The organism is Sneathiella sp. (assembly GCF_002694385.1).
Lineage (GTDB): Bacteria > Pseudomonadota > Alphaproteobacteria > Sneathiellales > Sneathiellaceae > Sneathiella.
Map to the genome: position 1 here is coordinate 124,715 of NZ_NZMB01000003.1, position 15,330 is coordinate 140,044.

Sequence of the window (15,330 nt, forward strand, 5' to 3'; positions counted from 1 at the left end):
CATGGCGATCAACTATCAGGAGCGGATTCCCAATAATGTCGATCTCGGCAATGATCGTCGTTTGCAACGCGCATTGGAACATTGGCAGCCGCGTTTTCTTGACTGGTGGCGAGAACTGGGACCGGAAGGCTTTCAGACGAGCGATGTTTACCTGCGTACCGCAACTTCGGTAGATGCGAAGGGCTGGGCGACATTTGGTGCGGTCAAGATGCCGGATTACCGGTGGGGGATTTTCCTGGCCGATCAGGAAAAGGACCGCACCATCGGCTTCGGCGATGATTTCGGCAAACCGGTCTGGCAGCAGGTGCCGGGGGAATATCGGTCGATCCTCCGCCGTCTTATCGTAACGCAAGGCGATACGGAGCCCGCCTCGGTCGAGCAGCAGCGGCTGCTGGGCCAGACATGTCCCTCGCTCTTTGATTTGCGTAATCTCTTTCAGGTCAATGTGGAAGAGGGGCGGCATCTGTGGGCCATGGTCTATCTGCTGCACGCCTATTTCGGGCGTGATGGCCGGGAGGAGGCGGAGGATCTTCTGATGCGTCATTCGGGAAGCGAGGATAACCCGCGTATTCTCGGCACGTTCAACGAGCCGATTGATGAATGGCTGTCCTTTTTCATGTTCACCTATTTCACAGATCGGGATGGAAAATATCAGTTGAAATGCCTTGCCGAATCTTCCTTTGACCCACTCGCCCGCACCTGCCAGTTCATGCTGACAGAGGAGGCGCATCATATGTATGTGGGGGAGACGGGGATCAGCCGCATTATCAAGCGGACACTTGCCCTGATGACCGAACTTAAAACGGATGACCCGGAAACCCTCAGAAAGGCGGGCGTGATCGACTTGCCGACATTGCAACGATACATCAATTTCTGGTTCTCCTCCTGTATGGATCTGTTCGGGGCGGAAGTCTCTTCGAATGCGGCGATCACCTTTGCCAACGGCATCAAGGGGCGCCCGGACGAGCGTAGTTATGAGGATCATGTCGCTCGCGATACCATGCTGGAAATCGAAACGCCGGACGGAGCAGGCGGTGTTCGCATGGAGGAAGTCGCGGTCAGAAGCGCCATCAATGATCAGGTACGCAAAGCCTATATCCGGGATTGCATGGTCGGCGTCACGCGCTGGAACCGGATGATCGCGAAGGCGGGGTTTGATTTTGAGATTAGGCTTCCCTCTCCGCGCTTTCGCCGCGCCATCGGCGCCTGGGCCGGGATTCCGACAACGCCGGCAGGAGATGTCATTTCCGCCGAAGAATTATCCCGCCGTCATGATGAATTTCTGCCATCGGAGAGTGATCGGCGCTTTATCCATAGCCTGATGCAGCAGGTGATTGAGCCGGGAAAGATGGCCGGCTGGATCGCCGCGCCGGATCGGGGCATCAACAACATGCCTGTTGATTATGAATATGTAGAATTACGGGGCTGAATGCCGCCGCCCTTCAGATGCTGCCCTCTTTCTCGATAACAAGGATGCGGGCTGGCGTGAGGGGAACGGCTTTATGTTCGTCGCCTGTTTCAGCGTGAAAGATATCGCCGGGCTCAAGACGGATGATTCTCTCGCCGCTGTCCTCTCTTATATGCATATCAACCAGCCCGCTCAGCAGGACAAACACCTCGGCCCCGTCATTGACATGCCAGATATAGGGCTGGTCCGTCCAATGCAGCCGAACGGTGGCATTTTCGATTTTTTCAATGTCAACGGCATCCCAGGCCTTTTGCCCAGTAAAATCGGCAGGTTTGATATGGCGCATCGGTCTTTCCTTGCTATAAATGCGGACTGTTATTATCCGGCGCGAGGCGTGATTTCAACTACGGCCGCGTCAGCAGCAGAGACGGCCGGGACTTTATCCGCGCCCACCAGCCGTTGAGGTTCGGGTATCGGGTCAGCATTTCCGCCCCTTCCTGCGCCATCGTAAAATAATCCATCATCGCGCCGAGATGGGCATCGGCAAGGGAGAAAATAGGGCCTGTTGCATAGGCATCCGCCGTGACAAGATCATCAAGCGCCCTAAGGATGCGGGGAGCGGCGTCAAGTCCGCCCCTTACTTCCGCCTCATCCGCCGTTTCGCCAAAGGCGGGGCGAAAAACGCGGTGGGCAAAAACCTGCCGGACAAGCGGGATATAGGCATAATTATCGGCAATCGCGATGATCTGTCGCATCCGCCCACGTTCATCGGATGTCGCGGGCTGAAGGGAGGGTGGTTCGAATCTCTCGTCAAGATAGGCGGTGATGGCGGATGTCTCATAGAGAGTAAACTCATCATGGCGAAGGGCTGGTACCCGCGCAAACGGATGGATGGCGCGGTAACTTTCGGGCATATCCGCGGCGAAAGGGTTGATCTCCCGCACATCATAGGAAAGCTTCTTTTCATCAAGGACAATCCGCACGATGCGCCCGTAAACGCTGTAGGGATAATTGAAAAGCTCAAGGGTCATCCTGTGGCTCCCGGGGCTGGCGCGGTGTATCTATGTAAATATCATGTGGCATGATCTTCCGAAAACACAAGAAAATGCTCAATTTTTCCCTTGCGCTTGAAAAGCATCTCGGCGATAACGCGGCACCTTGTGGTATGATATAAAGGAGGCATTCGCGGGAGAAATGCTCGAGGATGACGGGAAAATAATCACGCCAGAGGTGGCGGAAGAAGACCGGCTTGATTACTTTATCCATAAGGATGGGATGACGTTTGCCGGGACGCACCTGATTATTGATTTATGGGGCGGGGAAGGGTTCAACGACCCGGAGCTGATTGAAGCGTCCCTTGTCAAGGCCATAGATGCGGCGGGGGCAACACTTCTGCATTTTCATATTCATGCCTTTGAGCCGGACGGCCTGTCCGGCGTTGCCGTGCTCGCGGAAAGCCATGTCAGTTTCCATAGCTGGCCGGAGCGGGGCTATATGGCGCTAGATATCTTCATGTGCGGACGCGCCGATCCCTACAAGGCAGTCAAGGTGCTGCAGGACGCCTTCCGGCCGGAGACACTCCATCTCAATGAAATCAAGCGGGGTATCGTCAGTTGATGGAACTGTTTGATGAGGGCCTGCATTCAGGCGTCAATCTCGCGCTCAGTGTCGACAAGGTGCTCTATCGGGAGCAGACCGATCTGCAGGACCTGATGATTTTTGAGAATAAAAACTTCGGTCGGGTGATGTCGCTCGACGGGTCGGTCCAGACCACCGAAAAAGATGAGTTCATCTATCATGAAATGTTCGTGCATGTGCCGATGCTGGCCCACGGCCGGGCACGGCGGGCGCTGATCATCGGCGGCGGGGATGGCGGCGCGGCGCGGCAACTCATGAAGTACAGCGATATTGCTGTGACCATGGTGGATATTGACCGGACGGTGGTCGAGTTGAGCAAGAAATATATGCCTTCCGTCTCCGGCGGGGCGTTCGATGATCCCCGCTTTAATCTGGTGATTGCCGATGGCTGCAAATTCGTGAAAGAGACGGGCGAGCAGTGGGATGTCATTATTATAGACAGCACAGACCCCCATGGCCCCGGAGAGGTTCTCTATACGGAAGAATTCTACTCTGACTGCAAATCCTGCCTGACGCCGGGCGGGGTGATCATTACGCAAAATGGTGTTCCCTTCGTGCAGGAAGCGGAGCTCCGCACAAGTTATGATCGGCTTGGGCGGCTTTTCAGGGACGTGAGCTTCTATCTCGCGGCGATCCCGAGTTATGTGGGCGGCGTCATGGCTTATGGCTGGGCCACAGATGATGTGGATTTGCGCAAGACCGGGTTGGCGGAACTGGCGGCGAGATATATGGACGCCGGGATTACGACAGACTATTACACACCGGAAGTGCATCAGGCGGCATTTGCCCTGCCGCTCCATATCCAGAAGGCGCTGACAAAAGAAGGGTGATCGGCCTGCCGCGTATCAGCATTCGACCACATTGACAGCAAGGCCGCCCTGCGATGTCTCCTTATATTTACTAAGCATGTCCATGCCGGTCTGGCGCATGGTTTCAATCACCTCATCCAGTGAGACGACATGCTGCCCATCACCGGAGAGGGCAAGTCGGCAGGCATTAATGGCCTTCATGGCCCCCATGGTATTGCGTTCGATACAGGGGATTTGCACCAGTCCGCCGATGGGATCGCAGGTCAGGCCGAGATTATGCTCCATGCCGATTTCGGCGGCATTCTCCACCTGCTCGTTGCTGCCGCCCAGCACTGCGGTGAGCGCCCCCGCCGCCATGGAGCAGGCAACGCCTACCTCGCCCTGACACCCCATTTCCGCCGCTGAAATGGAGGCGCGCTTCTTATATATGGAGCCGATCGCCGCCGCGGTCAGCAGGAAATTGCGGCTGCCGTCTTTGGTGACGCCGGGACAGAAGCGCTGGTAATATTTGAGCACGGCGGGAATGACCCCGGCTGCGCCATTGGTGGGGGCGGTCACGACACGTCCGCCCGCCGCATTCTCTTCATTGACCGCCAGTGCATAAAGATTGACCCAGTCAAGAACAGTGAGCGGATCGCGCGAGGCGCGTTCCGGATTATCCATCAGCTCCAGATAGAGCGCATGGGCCCGCCGTTTTACTTTCAGTCCGCCGGGCAGAACTCCTTCCGTCTGGCATCCGCGTTTGATGCTGTCCATCATGGCGTCACTCACTTCATCGAGAAAGGCGATGGTTTCCGATTCCGACCGCCAGGCGCTTTCATTGGCGAGCATGATCTCCGCGATGCTCAGGCCATGATCCCGGCCCATGGCCAGCAGTTCACCGGCCGATGTGAAGGGGTAAGGAAGGATGATATTATGGCCCCGTGTCTCCGCGCGGTCTCCTTCATCATGGGAGACAACATATCCCCCGCCAACGGAAAAATAATCTTTCGACAATATCTGCCCACCCTGACTGTCAAAGGCCATAAAGCGCATGCCATTGGCATGTTCCGGCAGAATCTGGTCTGTCAGGAAAAGGAGGGACTCCACTTCATGAAAAGCTATTGTCTGCTTTCCATTCAGGGCGATCTTTCCGCTGTCTCGTATTTTCGATATCAGGGACGGGACGGTGTCGGGGTCGATGGTGGAGGGGCGATTGCCATTGAGGCCCAGCAGAATGGCAATGTCCGTCGCATGTCCGCGTCCGGTGAGGGCAAGGGAGCCGTAAAGTTCGATGCGGATGTGCGCTGTGGCGGCGAGCCTGTCATGCGCTTCCAGATGATCGACAAACCGCCGGGCAGCGCGCATCGGTCCGACGGTATGCGAGCTGGATGGCCCGATGCCGATGGTATAGAGGTCGGTCACGCTGATATTGATATCCATCTGGGATGTTACGCCCGTCCCGGGGGAGGGGGAGGTGGGCGTCTTTCCGGGCGCAGGCTGGTCTCTGTCGGGCATTCTGGGCATCCTTCTTCCTTTTGCATCTCATGCGATGCGTGAATTGGATGCCCCCTCTGTCCGGGTACCTGAAAGATTATGCCGGATTTCCGGTTTACCTCTTCGGTGATGCCGCGCGGGGCGCGTCATTCTCTCCAGAGTCCTCATTTCGGACGGTGCTTGGGCCTGAGAGTTTCCGGGGCGGTTGCTCCTTCGGCGCCGGCGAGCCGGTCTCTCCCGTCAGAATGATCGAGGAACGCCAGTCTCCCAGCGTCTGAACAAAAGATTAGGAAGCAAAGGCCCGAATTGTCAAGCAAGAGTTACGACTTCAACGGGCGCCGTATTTTAATACCCAGAGAGGCAATAGCGCGGCGACATCGGCGCTTTTCTCATCGAGTTCGATGGCCGTTGTCATGCCAGCATGATCCAGCCGAACAATTCTGCCCCCAAAACGGCACATTTCGGCAGTGCCGACAGGCCCCATGATACCGGTAACGGGCATCTCCAGGTCGATATTTTCCGGCAGCCCGTTCAGAAGTAATCCGTCCAGCGACCAGTTTTCGGTTGAAAAGCGCTCCCCGTCGATCTCGACGCTCAGGATCGGTTTTGAAATTCGGAACGCGTCACGTTTTTCAAATTTGCTTGCAACGCTCTGATCCAATATTTCTGCATGCAACACGGCAATCTCCAGTCTGTGAAAATCTCCGAAAGGGCTATGCAGCCTTCGTGCCAGAATGAGAATGGGCATAAGGCATAGATTTTTAGCCGATCAAGGCCGGGAGAGGCGGCTTGATTGTGCAGTGCAAAAATTCGGAAGGGTAAGAACTGCTCAGTTGGGAGGAAGATTTTGCCGGATAGCGATTTTCCCGGATATTTCAGGTGAGTCGCACGCGATTTTAGAATCAAAGTTGGTTAATATGCCCCTTAATGGCCATTTATACGGTCTCATCAGACTGAAGTTGTATAGGTGTAAATTTTTTTTTCAATTCACCCGAAAGTAATAATATTCTGTTTTTTTAAGGAATTTTCGCAATAATGCTGCAGATGCGAAGAAAATAAATGAAATTTTGTCAAAAATGACAATTTGTCATCTTTGGATTTTCCTGCTAATAAACTAGCCAAGCTAGGTAACTGGGCGGAAGATCCGGGCCTGGCTAAAATTTTCTGAATATTGCGGGAGTTAGCCTCCGAATGTCAATGCCGACCGTTCTGGAAGGGCGTTTGTCTCTTCCGGTTATCGCATCTCCGATGTTTATTGTGTCCGGGCCTGAACTGGTTGCGGCACAATGCAAGTCAGGCATTGTCGGTTCTTTCCCGGCACTGAATGCTCGTCCCGTTTCCCAGCTGGATGAATGGCTTGATCAAATAAAAACAGAAACCGCCGCTTACGCGACAGCGAACCCGGATAAGAAGGTCGCACCGTATGCGGTTAACCAGATCGTTCATTCATCAAACTCCCGCCTGGATGAGGACGTCGCGCTCTGCGTGAAGCATAAGGTGCCGGTCATTATTTCAAGCCTTCGGGCCCCGACCGAGATTGTCGATGAAATCCATTCCTATGGCGGCATTATCCTGCATGACGTGACAACGATCCGTCATGCGGAGAAGGCGCTGGAAGTCGGGGTCGATGGTCTGATTTTGGTCTGTGCGGGCGCGGGCGGCCATGCCGGACGACTGAGCCCCTTTGCACTGGTCTCCGAGGTGCGGCAGTTTTTCGATGGCCCGCTCGCGCTATCGGGTGCGATTGCCAACGGCCGCGCCATTCTGGCGGCGCAGGCGATTGGCGCCGACCTTGCCTATATCGGCAGCGCCTTCATTGCAACGCAGGAGGCGAACGCCGTCGAAGATTATAAGAAGATGATCGTGGAAAGCACCGGTGAGGATATTCACTATACGAGTACATTTACCGGCGTTCACGGAAACTATCTGCGTCCGAGCATCGTAAGAGCCGGACTGGATCCGGAGAACCTGCCGAGCTCAGACAAGAGCCGGATGAATTTCGGCAGCGGCGGGACCGGAAAATCCAAAGCCTGGAAGGATATCTGGGGTTCCGGGCAGGGAATAGGCAGCGTCAAGACTGTCACAAGCGTGCAGGAATATGTGGATCGCTTGAAAGAAGAATATGCCCAGGCCAGGGCTGAAATCAATAAGAAGGCCATATAACGAAACTATCCCTCGCCCCTTTGGGGTGAGGGTAATTTCTTTTCCGATTTCCGATATTTTAGAAAGATGGCCCTTCCGGGCAGGATTAGCGCCGGATACCGGCGGTCAGTCCATTGCCGGCAGATTCGCGGATGATATCGCGAATATGAACGCTGCATTTGGCGCATTGCGGGGCCGCGCCTAAAGTTTCATAGACGTTGGCAATTCGCTGGGCGCCTGAAGCAACTGCGCTTTTGACGTCGCGATCCGTGAAACCGTTACAAAGGCAGATATACATTCAACGCTTGCTCACTTCTAAAAATGCCAATCATTCCGAAAAAACTATCTTTTATGCGAATAATTGTCAATAGCGTTGAAGGCGCGCCTTTCAGTTTTTATGGTTTTAGCACCCGTTCAGGAACTTTGGGACTGAACATAATTCTGAAGCCCCATCTTTTCGATCAGGCCAAGCTGGGTTTCCAGCCAGTCGATATGCTCTTCCTCCGAATCGAGTATGTCCATCAGCAGGCCGCGGGAGATATAATCCTGTTTCTCCTCGCATTCCTTGATCGCCGCCTTCAGATCGGCATGACCGGACCGCTCCATCTTGAGATCACATTCGAGAATCTCCTTGACGTCCTCGCCGATCATGAGCTTGCCGAGATCCTGAAGATTTGGCAGCCCCTCCAGAAACAGGACGCGCTTGATCAGCTTGTCCGCATGTTTCATCTCGTCAATCGATTCGTGATACTCCTTCTCCCCGAGTTCCGTCATCCCCCAGTCCTCCAGCATGCGGGCATGCAGGAAATACTGGTTGATGGCCGTGAGCTCGTTTTTCAAGATGACATTGAGGTGCCTGATAATGGCGTTATCACCTTTCATGCCTAACTCCTTGCGTTACAATGGTAGGGGCTATAAATATAGCGGACCACCGTCTGTAAATACAGTGCGGATAAATAACAAGACCTTAACAGCAAGCGAGGCACTGCGATGAGCGATAGTCAATTTAACCCGGAAAATCATAAGTTTGGCGAGGCCAGCTATTTCGAGGATCTGACCGTTGGCCAGTGCTTTTACATTCCGTCGCGCACGTTGCGGGATGCGAATTTCGCGGCCTTCCAATTGGCGTCCGGCGACAATCATCCGATCCATTATGATGTGGAATATTGCAAGGCGCAGGGACATCCCGAATTGCTCGCCCATGGCTTTCAGGTGCTAATCCAGTCGGCGCCAGGGGCGGGGCTTTTCCCGCATGTGCTGGGCGAGGCGATGGTCGCCTTTATCGACCAGTCGTCCAAATTCCTGGGTCCGGTTTATTGCGGCGATACGGTCTATCCGGAGCTTGTCATCACCGATCTTAAAGAGCAGCGGTCAACGGGGGTGGTGACGGTGAAATCCACCATCCATAACCAGCGGCGTGAGCTGGTGATGGAAGGGGAGCAGCGCTTCCTCGTCCGGCGTCGGTCGGCTGCCTGATACGTTAAAGCCGGTGGTTGCGGGTTGACGCAAGAACCGACCCGCACAGCTTTTCCTCATTTCCCGTGACGGCAAAGATATCGGCTGCTCCGACGGAGAGCGTGCGGCCATTTTGCAGAACGCGGCCACGGGCGCGCAGCTTCTCACCGCGGGCCGGGCCGGTCATCTTCACGGTATAGTCGAGTGTGGCGCAGGCCCATCCTGCGGGCAGCATACTGAGGCAGGCGCTGACCGCCGCAATATCGCCGATGGCGCCGACCATGGAGGCCGGAAACAGGTCGGGCGGCGTTGAAAATGCCTTCTGAAACGGCATTTCCACGGTCACTTCGCCCGGTCGCTCATCCATCAGGCGAACCCCGAAAGTCATTACAAAGGGCAGGAGCGGCAGAAAGTCGGAGGGTTTGGCAAAACCCTCCGCAGCTTTTTCATCCGTCTGGCGGTCATTCGGCATAACGGCGGACAATCTGCTTGCCAAGGGATNCCATATGTACCTGATCCGGGCCGTCGGCAAGACGGACGGTCCGGGCATAGGCGAAGGCTTCGGCAAGGAAAGTGTCCTGCGACAGGCCCATGGCGCCATGGATCTGGATGGCCCGGTCAATCACTGTCTGGGCCATGGTCGGGGCAATGATCTTGATCATGGCGATCAGGTCGCGGGCTTCCTTGTAGGAAACCTCGTCCATCTTTGCCGCCGCTTTCAGGGTGAGAAGGCGCGCCTGTTCAATCTCGCAGATGGATTTCGCAATATCCTCGCGCACCGAGCCCTGTTCGCTCAGCTTCTTGCCAAAGGCAACGCGGCTGTTCGCCCGCTTGCACATGAGTTCCAGTGCCCGTTGCGCACAGCCGATCAGCCGCATGCAATGGTGGATACGGCCCGGGCCGAGGCGGCCCTGTGCGATGGCAAAGCCATCCCCTTCGTTCCCGATCAGATTGGACGCGGGAACACGCACGTTGTCGAAAATGATCTCGGCATGACCATGCGGCGCATCGTCAGAACCGAACACCTTCAGCGGCCGCTTGATATTGACGCCCTTTGTGTCGGTGGGGACAAGAATTTGCGATTGCTGGGCATGGCGCGGCGCATCGGGGTCCGTCTTGCCCATGACGATCAGGATCTTGCAGCGCGGGTCCGGCGCACCCGTAGTCCACCATTTATGTCCGTTGATGATATATTCATCGCCTTCGCGCCGGATTGTGCATTGGACATTTGTCGCATCGGAGGAGGCGACGGCGGGCTCCGTCATGGCGAAGGCGGAGCGGATTTCGCCATTCAGCAGCGGCACCAGCCATTCATCCCGCTGCGCCTGCGAGCCGTAGCGCGCCAGCAGTTCCATATTGCCGGTATCGGGAGCGTTGCAGTTGAAAACCTCCGGCCCGATTGGTGAGCGGCCCATGATCTCGGCAAGTGGCGCATATTCCAGATTGGTCAGCCCGGCGCCGTAATCTTCGAACTCGGCAAGAAACAGATTCCAGAGCCCTTCCGAGCGGGCTTTTTTCTTCAACTCTTCCATAATGGGCGGGATGGTCCATCGGTTTGCGGACTTTTCCACATAATCGTGATATTCTTTTTCCGCAGGATAGACATTGGCTTCCATGAAGCTTTCAAGGCGTGCGGCCAGATCGGCAACTTTCTCAGTGAAGTTGAAATCCATTTTTTGCTACCTCTTGAAAAGTGATTGTTCTGTTGTCAAGATAACCGCAAGTTCAAAATCATTGAAATTTATTTATATGATACCTGTTTATTCATACTATTTATAGATATGTGATGCAGCTCAACCAGCTAGACCTCAACCTGTTCCTGACGTTTGAAGCCATATATACGCATGGGAATCTAACCCTTGCGGCACGGACGCTGAATGTGACCCAACCGGCGGTCAGCAATGCGCTGGCGCGTCTGCGCGACCGGCTGGATGATCCGCTTTTTGTGCATGCGGGCAAGCGAATGAACCCGACGCCGATGGCGCAACGGATGATCGGTCCGGTCAGGCAGGCCTTGCGCCTGTTGCAGGCAGGGATTGATGCCGATGCAGAGTTTGACCCGCTGAGCTGTGACAAAACAATCCGGATCGCTGTCGGTGATGTGGGGGAGACGATCCTGCTGCCCCGGCTGCTTGAAAAACTCTCGCATCTCGCCCCGCAAATGAAGGTGCAGGCTCTCCATGTCCCGCGGCAATCCATTGCGCGGCGCCTGTCCCTTGGGGAGATTGATTTTGCGCTGGATATTCCCCTGCTCACCAATTCCCAGCTCCGGCATTGCAAGCTGGTATCCGATGCCAATGTCTGTGCCGTCGGGCGGCGGCATCCTCTTGCGGGTCGCAAGAAAATCTCGCTCGATGATTATCTCGGGATGACGCATATTCATGTTTCCTCCCGTTCGCGGGGCGGCGGCCTGGTGGATATCGAACTTGAAAGGCTGGGGCTTTCCAGGCAGGTGACCGTTCGCCTGCAGCATTATCAGGCGGCATTTCATATGATTGATGCGGTGGATCTGGCGGTGACGGCGCCCGTCCAGTTGACCGGTATGTATGATTGTCGCACCTTTCCGTTGCCGATCGAGGTGCCCCATCTCGATCTTCATCTATACTGGCACGTTGCCACCGATCAGGTCCCGATCAGCCAGTGGCTGAGGCAGAAAGTATTTCCGTTATTCCGGCAATGACACTGCAAGGGCGTTGCGCTGCGGCGCGGAATATGGTTAGTCGAAAACCATGACAGATGCAGAAAATCATACCGGCCCAGCACTTTACCTTATCCCGACCCCGATCGGTAATCTGGAAGATATTTCCCTTCGAACCCTCAGGATTTTGCAGTCTGTGGACGCGTTGGCCTGTGAGGATACCCGGCACACCCGCAAGATTTTCGAACGGCACTCTCTCACAAGTCCGCCGGTCATCTTTGCCTGCCATGCCCACAACGAAGATCGGGCTGTCGGACGTATCCTCTCGCTGCTGCGCGATGGGAAGTCTGTCGGCATTACCACGGATGCGGGCGCCCCGGGTATCAGCGATCCGGGGCAGCGTGCCGCCGCCGCGGTGATTGAGGCGGGCTATGACGTGGTGGCCCTGCCGGGACCGAGCGCGGTCATCACCGCCCTTATGGTGTCGGGGCTTCCTGTTCCGGCCTTTACTTTCCTGGGATTTTTACCGCGTCGGCCGGGACGGCAGCGCAAACTCTTCGCCTCTTTTGCCGAGATACCCTCGGCGCTTGTCTTTTTCGAATCCCCTTTTCGGGTGGGCAAAATTCTGGAAGTCGCCGCAGAAGTGCTGGGAGAGCGGGAGGCCGCCGTCTGTATCGAGCTGACCAAAAAGTTCGAAAATATCCATCGTGGCCCGCTTGATGAACTGGCGGCATATTTCTCTGACCAGAAAATCAAGGGAGAGGTGACCATCGTTATCGGTCCGCCGTCCCGCATCACGTCCGATGCCGATGATCCGCAAAGTCCCTTTCCGATGCCCTGAAGCTTTTCGCCTGCTGATTGAGTTCGATCCGCCTGTCTGATATATTAGAAGGATATAAAGTTTTCTGTCGGTGAATCGGGGCAGAAGAAGGAGGATCGCAATGAATGTGGCAAGTATACTGAAGGTCAAAGGGCGTGATGTTATCACGGTGTCGTCGACGGACAGCATTTCGGTCGTTGCTGCCATTCTGGGGCAGCGTCGGATTGGTGCGGTGCTTGTGGTGGATGACGAAGGGCGATTGCAGGGTTTGCTATCGGAGCGGGATATCGTTCGGGCTCTTGCGGAAAGCGGCGGAAGCTGCCTTGATTTTCGGGTGCAGGATCTGATGACAACGAATCTGGTGACCATCGGGCCAGCGGATACGATCGATCGGGTCATGGCTTTGATGACCGAGAAAAGAATCCGTCATCTTCCCGTGCTCGAGGAGGGCAAGCTGGTCGGCTTCATCTCCATCGGCGATGTCGTAAAAAGCCGCATCGACGAGGTGGAGCGGGAGGCGGCGGCGCTGCGTGATTATATCGCGACCGGTTGAGTTGATCTCAGGCGAGGACATCCATGGCCTGTTTCAGGAAATCCATGGAGCGGTCGGCGGCGTCTTCTCCTTCGGCGATCATTTCGGCGGCCCTGTTGAATTCCAGCAATCCGAATCGCGCAAGGCGGGGCGCGATTGTGATGTCAGGCGGATCCCCGGCAAGGCGGGAACGGCTGAGCCGGTCTTGCACGATGTTCAGCGAAGACATCATCACGCCGAAAATGCTGGGCTCGGTTCCCGATTTGTCGAAAAAGCGTCGTTTCATGAGATTGAGCGGCGCGCGCGTGTAAGGCGCGGTGCCATTGCCCGCCTCTTCCGCCATGAAGGCCGATTCGGCCTCGCCGATATTGGTCATGCCGAAAACATCCGCATTGAGATTGACGGCAATGACCAGCCGGGCGCCAAGGGCGCGGCAGACCGAAACCGGGACGGGGTTGGTCAGGGCGCCGTCAATCAGCCAGCGATCATGGATTTTCTGCGGTGAAAAGAGGCCCGGCAGGGCATAGGAGGCCGTAATTGCCTCCGCAAGATTTCCTTCCCGGATCCATATTTCATGGCCGGTGCCAAGCTCGGTGGTTACCGCCGCGAAGGGAACGGGAAGGTCTTCTATCCGCGTATTGCCGAGAGTGTCCTCCAGTAAAGTGAACAGCTTGTTTCCGGAAATCAGGCCGCCGCCGGAAAGGCGGATATCCAGCAGCCGAAAAAGGCCGGATTTGCCAAGATCTCGTGCCCATTCTTCAAGGGCGTCCAGCTTGCCGGCTAGATACATGCCGCCGATCAGGGCGCCAATGGACGTGCCACAGACATAGTCGGGCTGAAAGGCCTCCCGTTCCAAGCGCTTCAGAACGCCGATATGGGCCCAGCCACGCGCCACGCCGCTGCCCAGAGCAAGGCCAACCTTTGGCCGCATCACGACATCCTGATCCGGCGGGCTGTCGCCCTGTCCGCGCTCCGGCTTTGGCCGATAAATCTTTCTCAATTCCATGACAGCCCTTCATGCCCCGGTCTGGTCGTTGTCCAATCATGCAGATGTCGTCACTCAAACGGGAGATTGCAATCCTTTGCCTCTCATTTATTCATTAGATAAAAGTTGTATTAAGGGCGCGTTAAAGATATAATGGCACCTTCATATTTTTGTAAAATTACCTGTTGACGCCGTTGCCTGGATATCTATATAAGATGGGCAACGACGCAGTCGGATACGCCTGATGTTAGTCAGGGAATTTTCGACGGCGTTTTTTTGTCTGCTTGTGGAATTGATTTCTGCTCAGGCGGTTTGTTAATTGACATTGTTGTTTTTGATGAGAAGGGATGCCTGGGCGGCGGGGTTGTTGAATGACGGCTTTTCGTTGCAGCGGGTATCTTGAGAATATGTATTGGGCGCGAGTCTGATGCATAAGGTTTAAGTTCAGCGTATGGATGGTTTTACTGTTCATATGAACGTTGTGACGGGAAGAAGTTAATTCTAAATCAAACTTGAGAGTTTGATCCTGGCTCAGAACGAACGCTGGCGGCAGGCCTAACACATGCAAGTCGAACGAGAAGCCCCTTTCGGGGGGTGGAGAGTGGCGCACGGGTGAGTAACGCGTGGGAATTTGCCTTTCGGTACGGGATAACGTCTGGAAACGGGCGCTAATACCGTATGATGTCTACGGACCAAAGATTTATCGCCGAGAGAGGAGCCCGCGTAGGATTAGGTAGTTGGTGGGGTAACGGCCCACCAAGCCGACGATCCTTAGCTGTTCTGAGAGGAAGATCAGCCACACTGGAACTGAGACACGGTCCAGACTCCTACGGGAGGCAGCAGTGGGGAATATTGGACAATGGGGGCAACCCTGATCCAGCCATGCCGCGTGAGTGAAGAAGGCCCTAGGGTTGTAAAGCTCTTTCGCCAGGGAAGATAATGACGGTACCTGGTAAAGAAGTCCCGGCTAACTCCGTGCCAGCAGCCGCGGTAATACGGAGGGGGCAAGCGTTGTTCGGAATTACTGGGCGTAAAGGGCGTGTAGGCGGCGGTTTTAGTCAGGCGTGAAAGCCCGGGGCTCAACCTCGGAATAGCGCTTGATACTGAACTGCTTGAGACCGGAAGAGGGTAGTGGAATTCCCAGTGTAGAGGTGAAATTCGTAGATATTGGGAAGAACACCGGTGGCGAAGGCGACTTACTGGTCCGATACTGACGCTGAGGTACGAAAGCGTGGGGAGCAAACAGGATTAGATACCCTGGTAGTCCACGCCGTAAACGATGAATGCTAGTTGTTGGGAGGTTTACCTTTCAGTGACGCAGCTAACGCATTAAGCATTCCGCCTGGGGAGTACGGTCGCAAGATTAAAACTCAAAGGAATTGACGGGGGCCCGCACAAGCGGTGGAGCATGTGGTTTAATTCGAAGC

Annotated in this window: 17 protein-coding genes, 1 rRNA gene and 2 riboswitches; of the genes, 9 read left to right on the forward strand and 9 right to left on the reverse strand. The window is 55.4% G+C overall.

The features are described from left to right. The first annotated feature begins 1 nt into the window (after window position 1). Window positions 2-1,429, forward strand: coding sequence for a benzoyl-CoA 2,3-epoxidase subunit BoxB (gene boxB, locus CMN55_RS00740; RefSeq protein WP_293947599.1), 1,428 nt, complete (start codon window positions 2-4; stop codon window positions 1,427-1,429). Between the two features lie 13 nt (window positions 1,430-1,442). Here boxB and CMN55_RS00745 read toward each other — a convergent pair whose 3' ends face one another. Both CMN55_RS00745 and CMN55_RS00750 read right to left on the reverse strand, forming a co-directional pair. Beyond that, window positions 1,443-1,754, reverse strand: a complete 312-nt coding sequence (locus CMN55_RS00745; RefSeq protein ID WP_293947600.1) for a cupin domain-containing protein — start codon at window positions 1,752-1,754, stop codon at window positions 1,443-1,445. 58 nt (window positions 1,755-1,812) lie between these two features. After that, a complete protein-coding gene (locus tag CMN55_RS00750; RefSeq protein WP_293947601.1) occupies window positions 1,813-2,439 on the reverse strand; it encodes a glutathione S-transferase family protein in 627 nt (208 codons plus the stop codon). Between the two features lie 163 nt (window positions 2,440-2,602). On the opposite strand from CMN55_RS00750, the gene speD reads away from it, so the two are divergent. Both speD and speE read left to right on the forward strand, forming a co-directional pair. Continuing rightward, window positions 2,603-3,025, forward strand: a complete 423-nt coding sequence (gene speD / locus CMN55_RS00755) for an adenosylmethionine decarboxylase (RefSeq protein WP_293947602.1) — start codon at window positions 2,603-2,605, stop codon at window positions 3,023-3,025. Continuing rightward, window positions 3,025-3,876, forward strand: coding sequence for a polyamine aminopropyltransferase (speE, locus tag CMN55_RS00760; RefSeq protein WP_293947603.1), 852 nt, complete (start codon window positions 3,025-3,027; stop codon window positions 3,874-3,876). The genes speD and speE overlap by 1 nt, the downstream gene beginning before the upstream one ends. Window positions 3,877-3,891: 15 nt before the next feature. Here the strand turns inward: speE and CMN55_RS00765 are convergent, their stop codons facing one another. Together CMN55_RS00765 and CMN55_RS00770 are read right to left on the reverse strand one after the other, a co-directional pair. After that, window positions 3,892-5,271: an L-serine ammonia-lyase gene (locus CMN55_RS00765; protein ID WP_366931926.1), complete on the reverse strand. Its 1,380-nt coding sequence runs from the start codon at window positions 5,269-5,271 to the stop codon at window positions 3,892-3,894. Window positions 5,272-5,406: 135 nt separating this feature from the next. Then, a riboswitch (glycine riboswitch) is annotated at window positions 5,407-5,492 on the reverse strand. Between the two features lie 3 nt (window positions 5,493-5,495). Next, window positions 5,496-5,581: riboswitch (glycine riboswitch) on the reverse strand. Window positions 5,582-5,659: 78 nt separating this feature from the next. After that, entirely contained in the window at window positions 5,660-6,010 is a 351-nt protein-coding gene (locus CMN55_RS00770) for a hypothetical protein (RefSeq protein ID WP_293947605.1), read from the reverse strand. Window positions 6,011-6,522: 512 nt separating this feature from the next. Between CMN55_RS00770 and CMN55_RS00775 the strand changes: the two genes are divergently transcribed. After that, window positions 6,523-7,494 (forward strand): NAD(P)H-dependent flavin oxidoreductase, encoded by a 972-nt coding sequence (locus tag CMN55_RS00775; protein ID WP_293947606.1) that lies wholly within the window; start codon window positions 6,523-6,525, stop codon window positions 7,492-7,494. Window positions 7,495-7,579: 85 nt separating this feature from the next. Here the strand turns inward: CMN55_RS00775 and CMN55_RS16920 are convergent, their stop codons facing one another. Together CMN55_RS16920 and bfr are read right to left on the reverse strand one after the other, a co-directional pair. Next, entirely contained in the window at window positions 7,580-7,771 is a 192-nt protein-coding gene (locus CMN55_RS16920) for a (2Fe-2S)-binding protein (protein ID WP_366931921.1), read from the reverse strand. 116 nt (window positions 7,772-7,887) lie between these two features. Beyond that, complete coding sequence (gene bfr / locus CMN55_RS00780) at window positions 7,888-8,355, reverse strand: bacterioferritin (protein ID WP_293947607.1); 468 nt, start codon at window positions 8,353-8,355, stop codon at window positions 7,888-7,890. 108 nt (window positions 8,356-8,463) lie between these two features. Here bfr and CMN55_RS00785 point away from each other — a divergent pair, with 108 nt between their 5' ends. Then, complete coding sequence (locus CMN55_RS00785) at window positions 8,464-8,949, forward strand: MaoC family dehydratase (RefSeq protein ID WP_293947608.1); 486 nt, start codon at window positions 8,464-8,466, stop codon at window positions 8,947-8,949. Window positions 8,950-8,953: 4 nt separating this feature from the next. Here CMN55_RS00785 and CMN55_RS00790 read toward each other — a convergent pair whose 3' ends face one another. Both CMN55_RS00790 and CMN55_RS00795 read right to left on the reverse strand, forming a co-directional pair. Beyond that, the gene (locus CMN55_RS00790) at window positions 8,954-9,400 is read right to left on the reverse strand and encodes a PaaI family thioesterase (RefSeq protein WP_293947609.1); all 447 of its coding nucleotides are present in this window, start codon (window positions 9,398-9,400) and stop codon (window positions 8,954-8,956) included. Further along, a complete protein-coding gene (locus tag CMN55_RS00795; protein WP_293947610.1) occupies window positions 9,390-10,601 on the reverse strand; it encodes an acyl-CoA dehydrogenase family protein in 1,212 nt (403 codons plus the stop codon). The genes CMN55_RS00790 and CMN55_RS00795 overlap by 11 nt, the downstream gene beginning before the upstream one ends. A gap of 113 nt (window positions 10,602-10,714) precedes the next feature. Between CMN55_RS00795 and CMN55_RS00800 the strand changes: the two genes are divergently transcribed. The 3 genes from CMN55_RS00800 (at window position 10,715) to CMN55_RS00810 (ending at window position 12,939) form a co-directional block, all read left to right on the forward strand. Continuing rightward, complete coding sequence (locus CMN55_RS00800; RefSeq protein ID WP_293947611.1) at window positions 10,715-11,608, forward strand: LysR family transcriptional regulator; 894 nt, start codon at window positions 10,715-10,717, stop codon at window positions 11,606-11,608. A 49-nt stretch (window positions 11,609-11,657) separates the two neighbouring features. After that, window positions 11,658-12,407 (forward strand): 16S rRNA (cytidine(1402)-2'-O)-methyltransferase, encoded by a 750-nt coding sequence (rsmI, locus tag CMN55_RS00805; protein ID WP_293947612.1) that lies wholly within the window; start codon window positions 11,658-11,660, stop codon window positions 12,405-12,407. A gap of 100 nt (window positions 12,408-12,507) precedes the next feature. Beyond that, on the forward strand, window positions 12,508-12,939 hold the full coding sequence (locus CMN55_RS00810; RefSeq protein ID WP_293947613.1) for a CBS domain-containing protein: 432 nt from the start codon (window positions 12,508-12,510) through the stop codon (window positions 12,937-12,939). Between the two features lie 7 nt (window positions 12,940-12,946). Here the strand turns inward: CMN55_RS00810 and CMN55_RS00815 are convergent, their stop codons facing one another. Further along, on the reverse strand, window positions 12,947-13,924 hold the full coding sequence (locus tag CMN55_RS00815; RefSeq protein WP_293947614.1) for a patatin-like phospholipase family protein: 978 nt from the start codon (window positions 13,922-13,924) through the stop codon (window positions 12,947-12,949). A gap of 487 nt (window positions 13,925-14,411) precedes the next feature. Here CMN55_RS00815 and CMN55_RS00820 point away from each other — a divergent pair. After that, window positions 14,412-15,330 (forward strand): 16S ribosomal RNA (locus CMN55_RS00820); the annotation flags it as partial.

Coding starts and splice junctions, on each gene's coding strand:
- boxB (WP_293947599.1), top strand. CDS start 2: ATGGCGATCAACTATCAGGAGCGGATTCCCAATAATGTCGATCTCGGC.
- CMN55_RS00745 (WP_293947600.1), bottom strand. CDS start 1,754: ATGCGCCATATCAAACCTGCCGATTTTACTGGGCAAAAGGCCTGGGAT.
- CMN55_RS00750 (WP_293947601.1), bottom strand. CDS start 2,439: ATGACCCTTGAGCTTTTCAATTATCCCTACAGCGTTTACGGGCGCATC.
- speD (WP_293947602.1), top strand. CDS start 2,603: ATGCTCGAGGATGACGGGAAAATAATCACGCCAGAGGTGGCGGAAGAA.
- speE (WP_293947603.1), top strand. CDS start 3,025: ATGGAACTGTTTGATGAGGGCCTGCATTCAGGCGTCAATCTCGCGCTC.
- CMN55_RS00775 (WP_293947606.1), top strand. CDS start 6,523: ATGTCAATGCCGACCGTTCTGGAAGGGCGTTTGTCTCTTCCGGTTATC.
- CMN55_RS16920 (WP_366931921.1), bottom strand. CDS start 7,771: ATGTATATCTGCCTTTGTAACGGTTTCACGGATCGCGACGTCAAAAGC.
- bfr (WP_293947607.1), bottom strand. CDS start 8,355: ATGAAAGGTGATAACGCCATTATCAGGCACCTCAATGTCATCTTGAAA.
- CMN55_RS00785 (WP_293947608.1), top strand. CDS start 8,464: ATGAGCGATAGTCAATTTAACCCGGAAAATCATAAGTTTGGCGAGGCC.
- CMN55_RS00790 (WP_293947609.1), bottom strand. CDS start 9,400: ATGCCGAATGACCGCCAGACGGATGAAAAAGCTGCGGAGGGTTTTGCC.
- CMN55_RS00800 (WP_293947611.1), top strand. CDS start 10,715: ATGCAGCTCAACCAGCTAGACCTCAACCTGTTCCTGACGTTTGAAGCC.
- rsmI (WP_293947612.1), top strand. CDS start 11,658: ATGACAGATGCAGAAAATCATACCGGCCCAGCACTTTACCTTATCCCG.
- CMN55_RS00810 (WP_293947613.1), top strand. CDS start 12,508: ATGAATGTGGCAAGTATACTGAAGGTCAAAGGGCGTGATGTTATCACG.
- CMN55_RS00815 (WP_293947614.1), bottom strand. CDS start 13,924: ATGGAATTGAGAAAGATTTATCGGCCAAAGCCGGAGCGCGGACAGGGC.